This is a genomic window from Pseudomonas sp. efr-133-TYG-23 (assembly GCF_030209215.1).
In the GTDB taxonomy this organism is placed as follows: Bacteria; Pseudomonadota; Gammaproteobacteria; order Pseudomonadales; family Pseudomonadaceae; genus Aquipseudomonas; species Aquipseudomonas rhodesiae.
This window is the reverse complement of the sequence record NZ_JARVSL010000013.1, coordinates 205,728-223,617: the sequence shown is the minus strand read 5'-3', so window position 1 is coordinate 223,617 and position 17,890 is coordinate 205,728. Positions and strand designations below refer to the sequence as shown.

Genomic DNA, 17,890 nt, shown 5'->3' with positions numbered 1-17,890 from the left:
TTATTTCTCCGGTTGATCGTTCGAGGTCATTCCCGGCACCTTGAGCGAGGCGAGGCGGCCGGTAGCAGAGTTAGTGTCCGAGGCCGGACGGATGACGTTAGGCCCAGCTTGTGAAGCTTCCGTGGCCGATTCTGCTCCATTGGCTGGAATGGTCGAGTTGGTATAGTCGGAAACTGGTGGCGGAGATCCTGCACCAAGAGACAAGGCGTGCGCATTCTCCATACCTGGCACTGCCATCGAGGCCATCACGCCGAGCATCTTTGCGCCACCGTCGGCCACTTGGGAAAGTGCGCTGCCGGAGATTACAACTCCCCCTTCTGGTGTCCTCTGCTGGTCTTTGTCGTCGTTCCCCTGTGCGGCCTTTCCGGCCTGCTTGGCGACTTGCTGTACGCCGCTGCTTGGAGAGGACGGCGGGGCCGACGCCTGCCCGGGAGGATTGGCAGAGCTGCCGCCGACCTTCGCGCCTGCGGAACTGGCACTCTTGGCTGCTGCGCCGCCGGTGCTAGCACCCACGCCAGAGGACGCCGCTGCACCCATAGACGACGCGGCACCACCTGCGGAGCTGGCACCGGCAAAGCTGGAGTTAATCGCCCCCGCCAGACCGCTGCCGCCGAGTCCACCGACACCCGCCGCCCCAGCCCCGGCTGCGCTACCAGTACCGGCAGCACCGAGGGCAGCAGCAGGCGCTGCCGCCCCGGCTGTGGCGATGGTGGCCGCTGCAGCCGCCGCCCCGGCAGCACCGGCCACAGCCATCCCACCAATGGCCGAGCCACCGCCCATTGACGTCCCGCTAATCATGCCACCGATCAGGTCAGGAATTGTCTTCGTGAGGTAACAGCACACTAAGGCCAAACCGACCATCGTCATCAATGACGCTTCGTCATTGGTGTAGGCGGCCAACCACTGCTTTGCCGACTGGACGATCAGGCCGACAATCAGGGTTAGTACAAATAGCTTGGCGCCAATCGCAACGGTGAAGCGCATCGGCGCAATTGCAAAATCCCGCGTCCATTGCGAACCGCCAAAGCCGATGAACAGCACGGAAGCATTGATGATGACGTAAGACTCTACGAGCGTGACAAACATGAATGCAGCGATGAAGGCGAAACATGCCAACACAAGGATTGCGCATACAGCAATCAGAAGTCCCTTGGCTGGAGAAAACACTGAAATGCCCTCCACCATGGTGCGGCCAAAATCCAGCGCAACTGCCAGCATATCGCCGGGTTCTAATGCACGCCCGAGGCCGCTCGCCGATGCCGCCGCATCACGGAAGCTATCGACAATGGCCGTCGACCATTCCACCGAGTACTTCATGACTGCAAGGAAGAAACCGATCACCAGAATGAAGCGCAGCAGCTCGCCGACAATCTCGCCGAAATCGGCTTGCTTCATGACCAGAGGCATGAAAGTCCAAATAAACTGGATTGAGGCCAGGAGCCAGAACAGTCTGATCGCATAGTCATACAGCTTCGCTGACCACTGGTGCGACTGTTGCAAAACTAGGTCGAGTAGGCCCTGAACCGATGTGTCGGCATGCGAAAGGTCGGTCGCGGCCACAGCATTTCCGGCCACGAACACACTCGCTAAGGCGAGGAACAACAATAGACGACGATCCATTAGCTAGTATCCCTTCACACCGCCGCGAGTGTTCGGGCGCGCCTCAAACGACGCATCAGCGTCACGCTGGTGACGTTGTTGCTCAGCCATCGCAGTACATTCGCTATTGCTTTGAACCACCACGGTAACCATGTAACCGGCCAGTGCGGATCCGGCGCACATCAATGCGATGATCCATTTCGAAATAGTCATTCTCAGTACTCCTTCACGCCGCCGCGTGTGTTTTTGCGCGCTTCAAACTGCTGTTCGGCGGCTTCGCTGGCAGTCTTCCGGTCGCCTTGCTGAGCCATGTAATTGCCCTGCATGTTGATTTGCGTGGCCAGCAGGTCGCGCAGCTTTTGCAGTTGCTGCACGTTTTGCGAGGCAATTTCGTTGCCCGCCTGAATCGCCTGCATCCGACCAATGGCCGACTGCGAACGAGCCACCATGCGGTCTAGCTGAGCGTTCTCGGACTCGAAGGTGCTGGTATTGAGGTTCGTCGCTTCCATCGCCGTTTTCACGTTGTCGCGGCCCTGTTGTGACCACTTTTGATAGCGATCCTGCGCCGGGAACTCTGCCGAGTTCGCTGCTTGATTTAGGTAGTACTCGAAGCCGGGAAAAACCGTGTTGAATTGCGAATCCATGTTCTGGACTTGGCGGCCCAAGGCTTGGGAGCGGTTGTAGATGTTGACCACGCTTTTCAAGTCAGACGCGATGCTGCCGAACATCGAATCGGGCAAGCCCGTGCCCTGCGTGACCATGTTTTGGTACTGCTGAATTTGCGTTTGCAGTTGCTCGGCGGTGTTCAGCGCCGTGTTGACCTGCTCAGCGTACTCGAACATCTGTTGATAGAACGTCGAGCAGTTAGAGCAGTAAATGGCGTAAGCCGGGGCAGGTGTCATATAGAGAACTACACCAAGGCTTGTGGTTGCCATTGCCACAGCTAGCGCCGCGCCTCGGCCAAATATCCGAGCGATATAAACTGACATTTTTTGCGATTCTATTTCCATACCGAATACCTCATTTTGTAGTAACTTGAGGCTTGATTATTCTCCGATATGGCGCTGTTTTGAATATGCGGATAATAGTCTATCCGCATAGATTTCAATAAGTTGCGTCCGGAAACTGTCCGTCAATCAACCCCTTAACTGATGCCAACTCTCTGGTTTGTCTAGGGTTTTTCTTTCATGAGGAAGAAGAATCGGCTGTCCGGTTTGATGCGTTTTGCGGACGAAAAAATCCCACCGAAGTGCGCTTTTTATAAGTTGGTGCGCGGCGTCAGTGGGCTGCGTAATAAGGATTATGAGTGCGGTAGAGGCAACGCTCAGTTTCAGGGATGTGCAGCGTCTCAAGGTGCCACTCTTCGAGTGAAGAAGCTAGCTCGGCCGCAATGCGCTGGGCCTCCACAATACGCTTACCAGATTGCCCGCTGGCTCGACCGAGGCAGGCTTGCAGTTCGTTGAGTTGAGTGGCCAAAGCGCTGATGCGGTGGGCTGTCTTCATAATCAATTCCTCTTGCTTATCCTTTCCACGATTCTGTCGAATTCTTCCCGGATGTGATCGTCCGCAAGATCAAGATTAACTAATCCTGATTTTATTGCAATTCTTGCAATTCTTTCTGCTGCCTCATTGTCTAGTTTTGCAAGCCTTGCCTTAGCCATCTCTAGTTCAGAGCAGGCATCAGCTCGACGCTCAGAAAGAGTTTTTCTAGCCATTTTTCATGCTCCTTTTTGGTGCCGTTTCGGCCTTGATCTATTGTGGGTAGCGGAGATTCTACCGACCGCTGGAGTTGTTAACCATATCAGGGTCGACATCGCTGCGAGCTAAGCGTGGGTACGGCAAGTTGGCCGGAAATCATACTTTTTCCGTCCTGTTTGAACCATTGATTTAAATTTAGTCGATTTAGTTAATTCAAAGCAATTTTAGGCAATTCCTTACCTGAATTAATGCAGCTCTAGGCAACTTAGGGAGAATTAACGCAACTCAAGGAAATTTAAGGCAACTGACTTTACCGAAACGGCTATTAGCACTAAATTTCTTTGAATTGCACTCAGGCAGACGGCAAGATGTGTGTTGTACGGGTACGGGCAAGCCCGAACCCATCCATCACTGCCCCTTATTCGCCTTCGGCTCAACGGATCTTGCTCTGCGAGGCGCACAGCCGCTGCCGCGTCTAAGGGCAAAACACAGCAACAGCTGGAGCACCTATGACAAGCGGAACCAAAGAAAAAACGACGGCTCGCCGACGCGGCAAGCCAATCGAAGTTTGGGTTACTAACGAGGAAAAGGCGGCGATCACTGACAAGGCCAAAGAAGCTGGAATGTCCCGCTCGGGCTACCTTCGCGCCCTAGGCATGAACACTCCCATTCGGTCGGTCGTTGACCTGACCGCTGTGGGTGAATTGGCCAAGGTCAGTGGCGACCTCGGGCGGGTTGCTGGTCTGTTGAAACTGTGGCTTGCAGAGAAGCGTGGAGAAAGCGCGAACGCCATTGATGTGGAAAGCCTGATGATGGAGTTTCGGAGGTTGCAGGTAGCTATAGGTATGAAGATGGGCACTATAGTTAAAGCTCACAAATAAAAATTTGCTGAATACACTTGTGGCCAGATATTGGATAGAGGCTTATATAAGGCGTTAATTTTCTTTTAGGGAGTTACTTTTTATTGATGTAGTAGTGCGGAATTTTGGGGCGATGTACTGATCAGTTCCAGTAGTAAAGTAAGAGCGTTTTAAAAGAACATTGAAAGCTAAAATAAGCTATTAATAGCTGGTGGCTCCTCAAGTAAACGACCAGGGGCACATGCCAGGTACCGTAACCGCTCCATGAACCCCACATTCAAAGCGTTAATCTGATATCTGATGCTGTGCTCACGATCTCATTCTGGAGCGACAAATACCCAGTAGCGAAGATACTGAGTAAATAGTCGCAGAGTTTGTGTTGAAGTGAGAAGGCTTAAACCTTTTGAGTGAGTGGGATTTGCATTTACCTTGATTTAAAGGCTTGGCCTGGCACGGTGCTTCGTCAGGCTTGTACGTGCGGTTTTATCGGATGGGGATCTTTAAATGCTTTAGTGGACCATCCTTTAGTCTGTTACGTGTTGTGTAAGTTATGGTGTCCATTTCATCTCTGTCTTTGTCAATTTCGATCTCGGTGCCAGCGTAGTAGGCAAGCGATGACTTTCTCAGCGCTTCTAGTAGAGGGGGCTGTATGCGATTTGTTTGTTCCTCCCAATATTGGTCCTCTTGGCTGTCAGTTGTTACGTTCGGATTAAGTGCGCTATGACGAATATAATATGCACCACCGCCCACGAAACAATTTACGCGGACGGTAGGATAATGGTACTTTTTTGACTTTGTTGAACAGGCTTTAAGGATTGTGCCTAGAATGAAGGAAGCTCGTATTAGACGCTCAGTTATTGAATTTGTAGAGCTTGGTCTTCGAAGAGGGTCCGGAAGCTCCGACACCAATGAGCAGAAAAAAGATCCAGCATTGAAGTCGGCGTCAAGCTCGATCGCCCTTAGCTCGTTTTCGTCTGAGGTTTGATAGTCGCAATGTCCGAATAATATGTGGGACAGCTCATGGAAATAAAGTAGGAGGCAGGTGTCCAGTGCAAGCTCTATAGCGAGGTCGCTCACGCTTTCTTCTTTGGTCAGGTTATTGAATATTACTGTTATAGAGTTGGGTTTAATTAGGTTTTCCGGTTCGTCTATTCGGGGTGGCGTTGACTCTAATATTTCCATCAGCTCTAAAACCACAGATAGAGTAATTACCGGTACGCCTAGTGATACCCTAAGCTCATAGGTGTTTTGGGGGGCAAATAGAGATTGACCTGCCTCAGCATAAAAAATATCTAGTGCGCAGAAATTAAAGTTTATCACCCAGCCTGATCGGTCAAGAGCTGTTGCTTTGATTAAATTGTTTAGGTGCTCAACCTCTCGCCGAAAACGGTCGCAAATTTTCGTTGCTATATCTAATCTGGCATCTATTAGGTTGTTTGATTGAAAAACCTCATTAAGTATTTTACTAGAGGGAGTTATGTTTAGAAAGTTTGATTTGTTAATCTCGTGGCCGTCTTGAATTTTGATGGGTAGCATAAAAGCATCCACTTGAGGCTATAGTTTTTATGAATGGGGACAAATATGCCCGCACAAGCTCCGTAAGGATAATGGAGTACAGAGTGCATGACGCTATTATGGCATACTCAAAATTTAAGAAAGAGAGTAGGCTGTCTGCTTTAAATTTCTTTTTTACTAACAAGTCAATAAGCTTAGTGTGTGGTAAGCGGTAGATGATCTGCTCAATGTGTAATTCTCTAAAAATCTTTATTGGAGTGTAAAAAATCACGACCAAAAATATTGGTATTAAGATCGCTAGTTTGAATAAGTCTCGTGGGTTTGTGGAGAGTACTAAATTGTAGGATTCTAGCGCACCGCTGGCCGCAGAAGCCGCCACAAGAGAGAAGTATAGAACTCCTATAGTGGTAGTGCCCCAAGTTCCTAGGAATATACACGTGCGGACGATTCTTTTGCGTAGCTTTGGACTGAATCGTTTGTAGGTGCGTTGGCTTTCGATGATAAGCATCGAAAAAATTGTAGTTGCAGCTGCAACAGCATAGTCAAATGGCAAAAAACCTGTTTTCGTTAGGTATAGTGTTCCGAAGAATACTAACCCTTTACTAAAAAATTTCCACTTGAGCTTGTCATCCTCTTTCATGGAAGCCCAGTACGTTTCTGTGATGCCATTTAGTCGAGCCATGTTTTTCCTTGGTTGTAGGCGTGAATAGACGTTAGCTCATCAGGGGGGGGGGGTAGCTATAGGCAGTATGGGGCAATCGGACATCAGATTAGCGCTTTGAATGTGGGGTTCATGGAGCGGTTACCATGTCCCCCTATCGTTGTGACTCAGATTGCCGCTACTAGGGCGTCTTTAGCCAAGCGCTGCATGTTGAGCGATCTGGTGCTGAGGCCTGCCTTGGTGAACCGGTAGCGCATATACGCGGAGATGTCATCCTCATGCGAGGAAACGATCAGTTGACGATTGCTAAACTCACAGCGTAGCAGGTCAGTCAGAGAGGCGATGTTGACTTCATCCAGCGACTGGGAAGGGTCATCGATCAGGATAAGCGGTACACTCGAGTAGACTCTATTAAGCGCAAGGAAGAAACCTAGGCTGAGAGCTGACACCTGCCCGGAGCTCATTGACAAAATCGCATCATGCTCAGACTTTTCTGCTGTCAGGAATCTAAGTTCTTTTCCGTCTTTGCTTTCAATGAACAGCCCCAATCCGCGCTGATAGTTCTGGATAAGCCGTCCGCTGTAGATATGGAAAATCAGCTCAATCTCAGCAATGGTTTGTTCAGAGTAGCTGCGCTCCGTCTTCTCCAAGGTTGTCTTTAGCGTATTGACCTTGTCCTTAGCGATTCTCGCTGCTTCGTTCTCACGCTGGATTACCTGAAGCTCATCAACACAAAGTTTTAGCCTGTTGCTCTTCGCTTCGTTAGCTTTAACTGCGATGTATAGCCCCTTGTCTTTCAGGGCTTGAGGCTCGACGATGTAGAACTCTTGGAGCTCTTTGAAGGCTGCAGTGATTACCGTTCTCCAGTCTTCCGGCAGCGGTTCTGTTTCAGGTGTTTTCTGGCTTCTAATGGAAGCTGTCAGTTGCTGAACCCTAGTGTCTACCACCGCCTCATTTTCGGAGAATGGGTAGTTGAGCTGCACACCTAAAGCCTGAAGCCGGGCTGCGAGTTTGGTGATTGCAGGCAATCGAGCTTTATCAAGGAGCAGGGCATCATGTAGAGCGATGTTGTACCCCACGGATAACTGCGCAACCCTAGCGTGGATTTGAGCTTCAATCGTGGCTAGCTCTGCAGTCATAACCCCGGTGAGATTGATCAGGTTCAGGCTATCAGCGCTTAGCGCGTCATTGATCTGCTTTGACCTGAACTCAATCTTTTGCAGCATAGTGTCATGAGTTTGCCAATCTGCACCACACAGCGGGCAGTGTTGATCGTCAGCATAGAGCTTGGCGTGCTCTGCAAGCAGTTCTGCTTTTAGATGATTCAGCTCGACAGCAGCATTGGCGTTCGAGTTGCTTTTTTGCTGAAGCGCGTCACGGATGACTATTTGCTCTAAGAACCAGCCCAAGCGTTCTTGGGTCCATCCAGGAAGGCTTTTGGCCTCATCGGCTTTAATGACAATGACGCCCCGTTTTATGATGCCCACGGATTTATTTAGTTCGTTTAATTCATTTTTGGTGACGTCGAGACCATTTAGCTTTTCTAGATCGCTGCCAAAGCGTGCCAAGCTTTTCACAAAGTCTGTGTTTATCTCAATGTACTTTTCAATCCCCTCGTTTTTATCTTTAATCTGTATAGCGTTCTTTAGTGTAACTAACTCTTCAAGCCGCCGAAGATTTTCAACATACTCAGCGTGGATTTCGGCAGCGTAGGTAGGGAAGGGTAGCTCTTTGTCCCAGCCTGGTTGGAGTACAGCGGTTGAGATTTTTCTATATTCAATTCCTCCTAAGTCAGCTTGAATCATTCCTTTAAGCGAGTCAGCCTCAGTTTTAAGCCTTGATAAATCGGTGGCACGTTTCGGATCGCCGATGAATTTTGTCAGCCGCGTAGCGATAGCTCTGCAGTTGTCAGTCTCTGCCTTCACGTCGCGAATATTAAAGAGGTTGTTTAGCGCCTCCTTACGCTTGTCCACCCTCGTGTGCAGAAGCTGGTTTTGGCCCTGCTCCAAATAATTTAGGTATGGGAAGTTTTCTTTGAAGTTTTTTCCGAAAAGCTCCTCAATGAAACTCTCGTCGCGGAGATTTTCTGATATGTAGTTGTTTGATTCAAAGTCGGGAAGTTCGTAGAGAATGAGGTGGTTGAATTGGTCGGCGCGATTGTTGGCCTGCTCCTCAAATTCTGCTGCGGCAGTATGCCTTGCCAATATAAGTTTTCGATCGCCATTGAAGAACTCAATTTTTATCGCTAAATCTTTCTTTCCGGATCGTTTATTCCAGAGTAAGTTGTCCTCATAGTTGGTTCTGTTGCCCATCATTAATGTGTTAAAGAGCTGGCGAATACGTTTGATGCTACCGGTCAATAGCAACTCGATAGCGTCGAAAACGCTAGTTTTGCCGAACCCGTTGGGGCCGTCTAATGTTAAAAGCGATGAGTCGCCGAAGTCGAGATTAATTTTTTTGAAGGCTTTGAAACTAGAGATCTCAATTTTGGATATTTGCCAGTTCATAGCTAATCAGCTCCTTGATTATATCATCGGCGTTAATTTGGCCGAGTTTTTGTACTGTTCCATAAATGTTGGCAAGGTCGATTTCGGCCACTGCTTCCTCAATTTGTAGGCGAAGAGGTACTAGTTCTACCTTTTTGATGTGAAGTGCTAGGAAGGGCAGTTTGATGAAGATTTTTGCAGCTGCACTATATTTAGTGGCTGCTGTGGGGTCTTTTTTATAAATGTTGAATTGCGATTTGTCTGAGATTAATTCATTTAGCTTGCCGAAATCTAGCCCCTTGATAGCTTCAACTTCGGCTTCGCTATAGTAAAGCACATATTTTTTATAAAAATGTGGATCTTCTTCAATTTCAAAAATCTGTTCTTCATGACTTTTAAATTCGGCTAACTTGTCTAGGTGATGAATACAGATCAGGTCGCAGTTCTTTTTAAAGGCTGGGTCAGTAAGGAACTCCTCCGGCGCACACTGATTGATGGCTGCGTTGAGATCTCCAGGCTTCATCAGCTCGTCTAACCTGTGCAAGACTGCAAATCGGATCGCTGTATCTTTTTCTCGAACATAGAAGCCAGTCGTATCATTGCTTTTAACTTTTGAAAACCCGTGACTTGCTAGGGCTTGGTGGATCAGGTCAATAATCATTTAAGTCGCGCCTCTGCGTCGTCTCTTGTTAAAATACTGATGCACAAACTTCTCGTAATATTGCTGTCGATGCGTTCTTGAGCGACTATAGAACTTTCATCGAAACAGTTTGTATACTTGGTGTCGATTGTAAAGCTTTCTGTGGCCTTGGCTGCAATCAGGTTATTAAATTCGAAGAGCAGTCTGCCAAGGTCGTCGTTATCTTTTATTTCAGCGATAATCTCAGAGGTACAATATTTTTTATCTGTTGGTTCTGGTAGGTAAAGCGCCGTTGGGGCGTAGAATTTGTTATTGCTGTCTAAATAGTGCGGCAGTCGTTTTAAGATTGGGTCAGCACTAATCGTGTGGACGAGGTCGGAATATCGACGTATGTCTGAACTTTGAATGCGTGAGAACTTCTCTGAAGGTTTCATTAGTTGGCAAAGTATCTTGAAGTCACCGCCCTCTGAGAGTCTTATCAGCGCATAAATACTTCTGGCTCTTTCATATGCTGCGTCCGACATGCCTGGTAATGACTCGACCAGTCTTTCTTCAAGGTAAGCGTGAAGGCGCGCTTTAAGTTCAATTGCGTAATAGTCTTTTCGTTGATACGGATTCGTATCCGTTATGCCTGAAAGAATGCTCGCAGCATCTATTCGATTTTTGTAAGCTGCCTGACGTTGAGTGTCACCTTCATTTTGAATTTTTGCATGAATGGCTAAAGCCTCTGAGCTGATTCTGTCTGATAGCAGGCAGTAATTTGCGTCCAGTAGACTGTCATCAAAGATTACATTTTGACTGGCATAAATTTCTTTGATGATTTGCTTCGTCAGCTCTTCTATTTTATCAAGTGCGCAATGTTTAGATTTACCATATGAGTAGAATTCAACGCGTTCGCCAGTTGAAGGATGCACGTAGTCGCTATGGTCATTAATTGGTAGCGATATATGAAAAAATCTTTTGATTCCGGCAACTCTATCTAGCTCCAAGGCGGCTGATTTTTCTAAAGCCTCCTTGTAATTGCTACGGTAATCACCTATTTTTGCTTTCACCTGATGGGCGCTAATTAGTTTGTTATCTTTGTAAATGGCGAAGTCGTCAGTGCTATCCAGTTGTAGCTCGAATCGAGTATCGCCTTCATTGATTAGCTTGAGGGAATGATAGAGCGCCACTTTGCCTTGGTAGACAAATCCGCTCCAGGTGGAAATAGCGCTATGCGGGTATTTGCTTGCTTCCTCGTCGCTCATGTTGACTCCTTTCACCACACGGGCATGCTGTACTTGGGCATTGGGACGATATCACAGAGCCATGACAGGTTTCTGAAGATCCGTAAACTGGACATGAGCGTGATCTCGCAGAGCTCATCCTCCATGGTCGGATCGCTCACGAATATCGCTGTAACCGTTGGATGCATAGCAATGTTTTCAGCGTGTAAACAGGTCAGCTGGGACGATAGTATTCCCCTTCTAGCTGGTCTGGCGCTGCATTCGGTTACCGAAACCTGCTCTTACAAGGAGTAAGACACCAATGAAAGATAGGTCGCATGACGACGCTATGCTTGACTATTTCTTCGCAAATCCGGCCTATGCAGAGGCGCTGCTTGCCGAAGTTCGTCGCGGCGGCGATCTCGCCGAATTGGCCATCCTGTTGCGTCAGCTACAAGGGATGGGCGGTAAGGATCGCGTCGGCACGGTCAGCGCGACATGGAGCGAGTGGGAATGAGATTGAACCTGTTGATCGATACGTCGGTATGGCTCGACCTTACGAAAGACCCCCGACACCTTCCTTTACTGGATGCTTTGTCCGCAATGGCCGAAGCCGACGAGGTCATTCTTATCATGCCGCAGATCGTTATTGAGGAATTTGCTCGGAATCGGGATCGAGTCATGGCGGCTAGTCGAGCCAGTCTTTCTAGCCACTTTAAGCGTGTCAGAGAGGCGATTGTGCAATTTGCCCCAGAAGAAGGGCTGGAAGCGACGCTGAAGCAGCTAAACGAGGTCGATCATCGGGTTGCTACTGGCGGAGAGGCTGTGAACGAAGCGGTGGATTTGATCGAAAAATTGTTCGGGCAGACAACGCCAGTCCCTGTCAGCGATAACATCAAGGTGCGCTCTGCGGATCGAGCTATTGCCAAGATTGCCCCTTTTCACCGGCAAATGAACGGGATTGGCGATGCCATCATTATCGAGACTTACATTGATGCGCTAGCCGTGCGCAAAGATGATGATGTTTTTGCCTTTGTGACCCACAACATCCACGACTTCAGCCAAAAGGGAGCTGACACGCGTTTCCCTCATCCCGATTTGGCCTCCCTTTTTGATGGTGTGCGATCGCGATACGAGACCAACCTAAGTGCGCTGCTTAGCGAGTTCGCGAGCGACCTGATCGAAGAGACCAGATTTGAGCGCGAATACAGTCAAGATCCACGACAGCTTTCTGAACTGCTTGAGGCGGAGAGTAAGCTGACAACGCAGGTTTGGTACAACAGAAAATGGAACATTATCGCTCGCGTCGAAGACGGTGAAGAAAAGCTTGTGACCAAAGATGTGTGGGACCAAGCCGCGCCGGAAGAGCGGCCGAATTTACTTGTGCATACGATTTGGGAGGGGATGCTCGCATCGATGAAGAGAGCGGAAGAAGAGTTGGGCCCCGAAGGGCTGGGGCCTTGGACCGACTTCGAGTGGGGGATGATCAATGGCAAGCTGTCTGCAATACGTTGGGTACTCGGAGACGAGTGGGATATGCTCGATACGTAAGGTTGGCATGGTTTTTTTCATGGTATTTATAGTTTTGTATCTCTCAATCTATTGAATCTAAAAGGGATTAGGCAGCTATTTACAATAGAGTGGGAATGATTGGACGTCCGGCATTGTCCGGCACCCACTAGCAAAAAATGCCCTGGAGCCCGCGTAACTGCGGGCTTTTGGCTTTTTGGGGCTGGCAAATTCTGGCAGCTTTGTGCATCGCCAGGCAGCGTGTCTGTGTGACGTCAGCTCCGGTCGTTACGGCTTAGGCGGGATCACCCTGGCTCAAGCGTGTGAGCGTCTAGGGGAGGCGAAGAAGATGATCGCCGCGGGCAAGTTCTGTTCCCTTCTTTGCTTCGTCGAGCAGCCATTGAGCAAAAGCTTGTATTGGCTCTCTACCCAATTCGATGGGCTCAGGGAGGATGAGGCAGAAGGTTTTAGAGATGGTTTTTCCGTCCGGCCACGGGGCGATCAGGCTTCCTGACGCCAGTTCGGTCTCAACGTACAGGCGCGGTACTAGCGCAACGCCGAGGCCGGCCAATGCGGCTTCTATCAACATTCCATGGAGATCAAAGCGTGCGCCAATTGCAGGATTGGTCAGCGGGCTTCCCACCTCTTGGGAGTAGTGTTGCCAAGCGTCAGGGTTCTGTCGTCGGTGAAGGCGCGGTAATTCGTCCAATGCGGTTGTTCGATTGCGTCCTGTCAGAAGTCCAGGATGGCAAACCGGAACCAGCACTTCATGCAAAAGTTGGTGAGTTTGCATGCCCGTCCACGCCGGGTGTTCGAAATGGATGGCAGCATCGAATCCGCTACCGGCCAGGACGAAGGGCTCCATGCGCTCGGCCAAATGCACAGTAATGTTCGGATGCTTCTGCTGGAAGCGTCCCAAGCGAGGGATGAGCCATCGCATCGCGAACGTTGGGATAGTGGCAATGTCCAGGCTTGCGCCATCGTTCGGCTGCCCCATCAAGTACTGACTGTCCCGATCCAAGCGGTCAAGTGATTCGCGAACCTGCGCCGCGTAACGCTCTCCGTTAGGAAGGAGTCGGACACGATTGCCGATCCGCTCAAACAGCGTGACCCCGAGGAAGGCTTCCAACCGGCCGATCTGGCGACTGATAGCTCCTTCAGTCAAAGACAGTTCCTCTGCCGCGCGCGCGAAACTGCCGTGGCGGGCGGCGGCTTCAAATGCTGTCAGTGCCGTGCTGCTGGGGATCTTCCTTCGCATGAGCGTTCCCTTTCTGATGATGGCGATCCAGCTTAGCTTGATCTTTTGTCACTGAAGCATATCGATTAATCGTTTTATACGCCGAGATCAAGGTCATAGCATGACTAGACATCAATAATTAGGGCCGGACCTACGAAAAGGCCGGTAGCAAGCTATCCATGATCTATACCGTCGAGTGCAGCTTTGCTGACCCAGTCAGCGAAGCACTGTGGAATGATTTCTATAGCCTGGAGAAGTTACCCGCGCTTATTTCCGTAAGTGGGTTCCATACTTCGCAACGCTTCAAAGCGATTAGCACTGGTTGCCCTGTGTACCTGGCCATGCACTCGATCGACGGTCTGGCTGTGCTTGAAAGTGATGAGTATCGCCAGAAGGGCGGGGGCGACTTCGCACGCTGGCAGCAGTACATTACCGATTGGCACCGCAATCTTTACGGCGGCCTTGAGCGCGCGCCTGTCATCGGTGAAGGCGAGTATCTGATCGTGAGCGCAGTCGGTCCCGAGCCGCTCATCGAGATGGGGCTCACGCCTGAGCAGATGTGGGCGGTCGCATTGGAGAAATGTCCTGAAAACAGGTGGCTGGCGAAGCTGGATAGCGCCATTAGTCTTGGTGCAAATACCCTTCCAAAGAACGTGCACCTCTATGCACCGATGACCGCGCAATTGACCGGTGGCAATGGCGCAGTGCCCCAGACGCAGGGGCGGAATCGACATGCCTAACCTGACGATCTTTATCCAGGCGCAAAAGATGCCGCCCGAAGCGAATCTGGCGGAACTCACCGGACGATGCACCCTGCTTTGCACGGACGTCCTCCAGGCTGCGCTGGACAACGTGCATGTCATCTATGTCGCTGCTCGCCAGGGGCGTGGGCATCCTGCTTACGCGCAAATCAAGTACCGCCTCGAACCGTTCAGAACGGCATCGGTCATGGACGATTTCATGGCGCGACTGGATGAGGCAATAAAACGCCATGCCGGGCTAACGGCACGCATCCGTTGCTTTGGCTATCCAGCCGATACCCTCTACGCGCGGAACTGATGATCCGCAAGGAGTGCCGCAATGAACGACATGAAATTTCCGGGCCAGCAGATCGGCGACTTTTCGATTACGGCCATCAGTGATGGATACCTTTGCGCAAGTCTGGATCTTCTCTCCAACATTAATCCTACGCAGGCGTACAAGTTGCAGCAGGACGCAGGTGTGAGCGACCCATCCTCGATTCACATCAACTGTTACCTGGTGCGTGGAAGGGGCCGCACGATCCTCATCGATGCGGGGGCTGGTGGTTTCAAGCAGTGGGGCGGCAAGTTAAAGGCGAATCTCGCGCTTGCTGGGGTGCAACCCGCTGACATTGACACCATTCTTCTGACCCATGCTCATCCCGACCATGTTGGGGGCCTGCTTGACTCTTCAGGGGAAGCAGCCTTTCCCGATGCAGAGTTAGTCGTCCACCAGCGCGAGGTTTCTTTTTGGAAGGATGATGGTCACCTCAGCCGAGCGAGTGAGCGGGCTCGTGGCAACTTTCTGTTTGCTCGCAAGGTGTTCGATCAGTATCGGGAGAAGACGCGCACGTTTACTGATAACGAAGTTCTGCCTGGCATCAGTGCGATGCCTCTTCTGGGGCATACCCCAGGACATTGCGGTTATCGTCTCGATTCCAATGGTCGTAGTCTGCTGGTTTGGGGGGATATCGTTCATTTCCCCCAAATTCAGATTGCTCGTCCCGATGTATCCATTGCATTCGACCAAGATCCGCTTCTTAGCGCCGAAACACGATCCAAACTATTGAGTGTTGTTAGCTCGGATAAGATTCTTATCGCGGGTATGCACCTTGGCGAACTCGGGTTTGCACGTGTCGAACGGCTAGGCAAGACCTACAAAATTTCCTACGAAACTTAGCGGCTGTTGGCGATGCCTACGATGCGTCGGCTACGGCGCCCACCCGCCGCAAACCACCAGCCTGAAAACAACAAAACCCGCATGGGCGGGTTTTGTTGTTTCTAGCGAAGGGGTTTATCAGAAGTCGTAACGCACGTTCGCACTGAACGTATCGGCGTCGAAACCACTGCTGGTCAGGTAGTTGTATGTCCCTCCCACGCTCCAAGCGCCCACTCGGTAGTTTGCACCCAGGCCCAGCTCGTAGCTGTCGCGCGCTGGTGTGGCGCCGGTGGTGGTGAATGGGGTGCCGCCGAGCACGAAGGTGGAGGTGGTGCCGGCCTTGTCGCCGATGAAGTCGTGCCAGGCCATCAGCTTGGCTTCCGGTTCCAGGCTGCCTGCACCTAGGTCAAAAGCGGCCGCCAGGCGAGCGCCCAGGCCCATTTCGCCGATTTCATAGCGCTGGCTGCCGACGTTGAGGGCGGCTGAGCTGCCTTTCTCGTGGTACGAATCCATCGACACATTGGCATAGCGCGCACCGACCTGAGGTTCCAGCAGCCACTGCTTGTTGAGCTGGAACGTGTAGCCGGCCAGTGCGTTGACGCCAAAGATCTCACTGTCGTAGTCGGCCTTGGCACGGGTGCCGGCGATGTAGCGTTTGGATTCGTTGTCGTTCCAGCCATACATCAGCGAGGTGTCGACAAAGAAGTTGTCACGGGCCCAGTTGCCGTACAGGGTCAATGCGTGGCCACTGACATCGGTTTTGTTGCCCAGGTCGGATTTGACGTCGCTGGTCAGGTAGCTGTAAGCCAGGCCCACGGTGGTCTCGGCGTTGACCTTGCCGTCGGCGCCCACGGCGATGCCGTTGGTGTTGGCGTCGTAGCCTGCGACACCGTGGCGACTGTCTTGGTCGGCATCGCTGGACAGCGCTTGCAGCCATACGCCTTGTTCAGCCAGCACGTCACCGGAGGACAAACCGCTGCGCGCTTTGCTGGCACGACGGTTGATGGCGCTTGCGACCAAGTTCTGGCTGTTGGTGGCAGCGTTGATCGCCCCGCGGCTGACATCTGGGGTCAGGGTTTCGGCCAGTTTGGCCAGCTCTTCGGCGGTGGCGGCATTGGCGAAGCTTTGGAATACCGGGTCGCTTTCGTCCAGTTGGCCCATCACCGTGTTCTTGAACGGCTTGATGGCATTCACCGCATTACGCGAGCCGTGGGCACCCAGCAGGTCTTGTGTGACGACCTCATCATTGCGGGTGGCAACCAGTGCTTTCACGTCCTGGCCTTCAATGCCGAAGTTCTTCACTTCAAGCAGGGCCGAGGAGGAAACCACGGACAGGTTCTCCGGGTCTTCCCACGTACCGGAATTGATAAGGGTGTAGCGGTTGCCCGCGGCCGAGGTGCGGAAGTCATCGGAGCGAGCCTGCAATTCGATCTGGCTGCCTGCAGAGAAGAAGGTATTGCCGGTGACTTTCAGGATCGGCGCGTTGGGCAGTGTGTCGTTATCAAGCAGCAGACGCAGGCGCGCAGTGTCGCTGTCCATGTCGAGGTCGCCGACGATGGTGGTCTGCGGGCGAAGCAGCGTCAGGCGGCCACCGTCGATATCGACGAAACCGGCGCGGATGGTCGAGCCATCGAACATCGCCTCGCCTTGCACCAGCACGCCACTGAGGCCCAGCAGGTCACCCTTGACCTGACCACCTTGCCAGTAGAAGTACGAGGGTGAGGCGTTGTCGTTCACCAGAATTGCCGCAATGCCGCCTTCGATCAGGCCACCTGTCTGCCTGATGGAGAGGGTGTCGAAGCCCCCGGAGGTGTCGAGGTTGACGAAGTGGATACCCATGCCTTCGCCGGAGATAGTCCCGCTGTTGTTGATATCGCTTGTGAAGGGCGCGCCTGTCATCTGCCCGGTGAAGCGCGCGTTCTCGATCTCGATGCCCGCTGAATCGAGGCCGCGAGCGGTGATCGTGCCCGAGTTATTGATGCGCGCCTGAGTCGAGGTGATCATCATGCCGTTGGCGTTTTGGCCAGTCACACTGATCTTGCCGTTGTTGTTTACGTTGCCCGCGATATTCGCCTGATACAGGTCCAGCCCCATCGCGCCGTTGCCGCTCACCGTAATGTCGCCGTTATTGACCAGGTCGCCCGCGATGTTGGAATTAAGGAGTACGGCGATGCCGGACGGGACGTCGCTGGGGCTGGTGGTCGTCAGGTTGATGTTGCCCTGATTGATCAGATTGCCCGCCAGGGTCACGTTGAGCAGGCCGACACCTGCGTTTTGCGAGGTCCCGGTCAGGGTGGCGTTATTGAAAACATCGCCGTCGCTGTTGTAGGCCCCGTTGCTCAGGTCATAGTTGAAGTCGGGTGCGGGTGCGGCATGGACCGTGGCAGTGGCAGCCGCAACGGACAGCGCCAACAACGAGCGGCGCAGGTGGGAAATGTTCAAGGCAGTATCCTTACAGGGCGGAAACTGACAGGGAATAACGCGCGCGTCAGCGTCCGTCTTTTAGGCATCCCTGCCAGCTTGTCAGTGAGTGCTGATTCAAGCGCGGCCGAATTTACACGATGCGTGTAGGACAATTCAT

17 protein-coding genes are annotated in these 17,890 nt (G+C 51.7%); 6 read left to right on the top strand and 11 right to left on the bottom strand.

The genetic code is table 11. The annotated features are described in order from the left end of the window. The 5 genes from trbL to QRN41_RS08740 all read right to left on the bottom strand — a co-directional run bounded on the left by trbL (position 1) and on the right by QRN41_RS08740 (position 3,314). Positions 1–1,620 (bottom strand): P-type conjugative transfer protein TrbL, encoded by a 1,620-nt coding sequence (gene trbL, locus QRN41_RS08760; protein WP_285421460.1) that lies wholly within the window; start codon positions 1,618–1,620, stop codon positions 1–3. A 3-nt stretch (positions 1,621–1,623) separates the two neighbouring features. Continuing rightward, entirely contained in the window at positions 1,624–1,812 is a 189-nt protein-coding gene (locus tag QRN41_RS08755; RefSeq protein WP_140920011.1) for a hypothetical protein, read from the bottom strand. Positions 1,813–1,814: 2 nt separating this feature from the next. Then, on the bottom strand, positions 1,815–2,609 hold the full coding sequence (gene trbJ, locus QRN41_RS08750; protein ID WP_285421459.1) for a P-type conjugative transfer protein TrbJ: 795 nt from the start codon (positions 2,607–2,609) through the stop codon (positions 1,815–1,817). Between the two features lie 268 nt (positions 2,610–2,877). Further along, a complete protein-coding gene (locus QRN41_RS26275; protein ID WP_124401819.1) occupies positions 2,878–3,102 on the bottom strand; it encodes a hypothetical protein in 225 nt (74 codons plus the stop codon). A 2-nt stretch (positions 3,103–3,104) separates the two neighbouring features. Next, positions 3,105–3,314, bottom strand: a complete 210-nt coding sequence (locus QRN41_RS08740) for a TraC family protein (RefSeq protein WP_124401818.1) — start codon at positions 3,312–3,314, stop codon at positions 3,105–3,107. Between the two features lie 492 nt (positions 3,315–3,806). On the opposite strand from QRN41_RS08740, the gene QRN41_RS08735 reads away from it, so the two are divergent. Next, entirely contained in the window at positions 3,807–4,178 is a 372-nt protein-coding gene (locus tag QRN41_RS08735) for a plasmid mobilization protein (RefSeq protein WP_068967679.1), read from the top strand. A gap of 462 nt (positions 4,179–4,640) precedes the next feature. On the opposite strand, the gene QRN41_RS08730 is transcribed toward QRN41_RS08735, so the two are convergent. The 4 genes from QRN41_RS08730 to QRN41_RS08715 form a co-directional block, all read right to left on the bottom strand. Then, positions 4,641–5,693 (bottom strand): hypothetical protein, encoded by a 1,053-nt coding sequence (locus QRN41_RS08730; RefSeq protein ID WP_087715957.1) that lies wholly within the window; start codon positions 5,691–5,693, stop codon positions 4,641–4,643. A gap of 807 nt (positions 5,694–6,500) precedes the next feature. After that, the gene (locus QRN41_RS08725) at positions 6,501–8,840 is read right to left on the bottom strand and encodes an AAA family ATPase (RefSeq protein WP_285421458.1); all 2,340 of its coding nucleotides are present in this window, start codon (positions 8,838–8,840) and stop codon (positions 6,501–6,503) included. After that, on the bottom strand, positions 8,815–9,480 hold the full coding sequence (locus QRN41_RS08720; RefSeq protein ID WP_087715960.1) for an ABC-three component system middle component 1: 666 nt from the start codon (positions 9,478–9,480) through the stop codon (positions 8,815–8,817). Before QRN41_RS08720 ends, QRN41_RS08725 begins: the two co-directional genes overlap by 26 nt. Continuing rightward, on the bottom strand, positions 9,477–10,706 hold the full coding sequence (locus tag QRN41_RS08715; RefSeq protein WP_285421457.1) for an ABC-three component system protein: 1,230 nt from the start codon (positions 10,704–10,706) through the stop codon (positions 9,477–9,479). Before QRN41_RS08715 ends, QRN41_RS08720 begins: the two co-directional genes overlap by 4 nt. Before the next feature lie 307 nt (positions 10,707–11,013). Here QRN41_RS08715 and QRN41_RS08710 point away from each other — a divergent pair, with 307 nt between their 5' ends. Both QRN41_RS08710 and QRN41_RS08705 read left to right on the top strand, forming a co-directional pair. Then, positions 11,014–11,181 carry a hypothetical protein gene (locus tag QRN41_RS08710; RefSeq protein WP_502941875.1) on the top strand — a complete coding sequence of 56 codons (168 nt, stop codon included), beginning with the start codon at positions 11,014–11,016 and terminating at the stop codon, positions 11,179–11,181. Then, positions 11,178–12,215 carry a PIN domain-containing protein gene (locus QRN41_RS08705; RefSeq protein ID WP_285421455.1) on the top strand — a complete coding sequence of 346 codons (1,038 nt, stop codon included), beginning with the start codon at positions 11,178–11,180 and terminating at the stop codon, positions 12,213–12,215. The genes QRN41_RS08710 and QRN41_RS08705 overlap by 4 nt, the downstream gene beginning before the upstream one ends. Before the next feature lie 289 nt (positions 12,216–12,504). Here QRN41_RS08705 and QRN41_RS08700 read toward each other — a convergent pair whose 3' ends face one another. Then, entirely contained in the window at positions 12,505–13,431 is a 927-nt protein-coding gene (locus QRN41_RS08700; RefSeq protein WP_034139218.1) for a LysR substrate-binding domain-containing protein, read from the bottom strand. 158 nt (positions 13,432–13,589) lie between these two features. Between QRN41_RS08700 and QRN41_RS08695 the strand changes: the two genes are divergently transcribed. Genes QRN41_RS08695 through QRN41_RS08685 form a run of 3 tightly spaced genes read left to right on the top strand, consistent with a single transcriptional unit; the run spans position 13,590 to position 15,330 of the window. After that, the gene (locus tag QRN41_RS08695; protein ID WP_167416627.1) at positions 13,590–14,150 is read left to right on the top strand and encodes a sugar ABC transporter; all 561 of its coding nucleotides are present in this window, start codon (positions 13,590–13,592) and stop codon (positions 14,148–14,150) included. After that, positions 14,143–14,469 carry a hypothetical protein gene (locus QRN41_RS08690; RefSeq protein ID WP_167416628.1) on the top strand — a complete coding sequence of 109 codons (327 nt, stop codon included), beginning with the start codon at positions 14,143–14,145 and terminating at the stop codon, positions 14,467–14,469. The genes QRN41_RS08695 and QRN41_RS08690 overlap by 8 nt, the downstream gene beginning before the upstream one ends. Before the next feature lie 21 nt (positions 14,470–14,490). Further along, positions 14,491–15,330 (top strand): MBL fold metallo-hydrolase, encoded by an 840-nt coding sequence (locus QRN41_RS08685; protein WP_167416629.1) that lies wholly within the window; start codon positions 14,491–14,493, stop codon positions 15,328–15,330. A 117-nt stretch (positions 15,331–15,447) separates the two neighbouring features. Here the strand turns inward: QRN41_RS08685 and QRN41_RS08680 are convergent, their stop codons facing one another. Beyond that, positions 15,448–17,751 (bottom strand): autotransporter family protein, encoded by a 2,304-nt coding sequence (locus QRN41_RS08680; RefSeq protein ID WP_103387571.1) that lies wholly within the window; start codon positions 17,749–17,751, stop codon positions 15,448–15,450. Between the last annotated feature and the right edge of the window lie 139 nt (positions 17,752–17,890).

Coding starts and splice junctions, on each gene's coding strand:
- QRN41_RS08755 (WP_140920011.1), bottom strand. CDS start 1,812: ATGACTATTTCGAAATGGATCATCGCATTGATGTGCGCCGGATCCGCA.
- QRN41_RS08730 (WP_087715957.1), bottom strand. CDS start 5,693: ATGCTACCCATCAAAATTCAAGACGGCCACGAGATTAACAAATCAAAC.
- QRN41_RS08715 (WP_285421457.1), bottom strand. CDS start 10,706: ATGAGCGACGAGGAAGCAAGCAAATACCCGCATAGCGCTATTTCCACC.
- trbJ (WP_285421459.1), bottom strand. CDS start 2,609: ATGGAAATAGAATCGCAAAAAATGTCAGTTTATATCGCTCGGATATTT.
- QRN41_RS08685 (WP_167416629.1), top strand. CDS start 14,491: ATGAACGACATGAAATTTCCGGGCCAGCAGATCGGCGACTTTTCGATT.
- QRN41_RS08710 (WP_502941875.1), top strand. CDS start 11,014: ATGCTTGACTATTTCTTCGCAAATCCGGCCTATGCAGAGGCGCTGCTT.
- QRN41_RS08740 (WP_124401818.1), bottom strand. CDS start 3,314: ATGGCTAGAAAAACTCTTTCTGAGCGTCGAGCTGATGCCTGCTCTGAA.
- QRN41_RS08690 (WP_167416628.1), top strand. CDS start 14,143: ATGCCTAACCTGACGATCTTTATCCAGGCGCAAAAGATGCCGCCCGAA.
- QRN41_RS08735 (WP_068967679.1), top strand. CDS start 3,807: ATGACAAGCGGAACCAAAGAAAAAACGACGGCTCGCCGACGCGGCAAG.
- QRN41_RS08705 (WP_285421455.1), top strand. CDS start 11,178: ATGAGATTGAACCTGTTGATCGATACGTCGGTATGGCTCGACCTTACG.
- QRN41_RS26275 (WP_124401819.1), bottom strand. CDS start 3,102: ATGAAGACAGCCCACCGCATCAGCGCTTTGGCCACTCAACTCAACGAA.
- QRN41_RS08725 (WP_285421458.1), bottom strand. CDS start 8,840: ATGAACTGGCAAATATCCAAAATTGAGATCTCTAGTTTCAAAGCCTTC.
- QRN41_RS08720 (WP_087715960.1), bottom strand. CDS start 9,480: ATGATTATTGACCTGATCCACCAAGCCCTAGCAAGTCACGGGTTTTCA.
- trbL (WP_285421460.1), bottom strand. CDS start 1,620: ATGGATCGTCGTCTATTGTTGTTCCTCGCCTTAGCGAGTGTGTTCGTG.
- QRN41_RS08695 (WP_167416627.1), top strand. CDS start 13,590: ATGATCTATACCGTCGAGTGCAGCTTTGCTGACCCAGTCAGCGAAGCA.
- QRN41_RS08700 (WP_034139218.1), bottom strand. CDS start 13,431: ATGCGAAGGAAGATCCCCAGCAGCACGGCACTGACAGCATTTGAAGCC.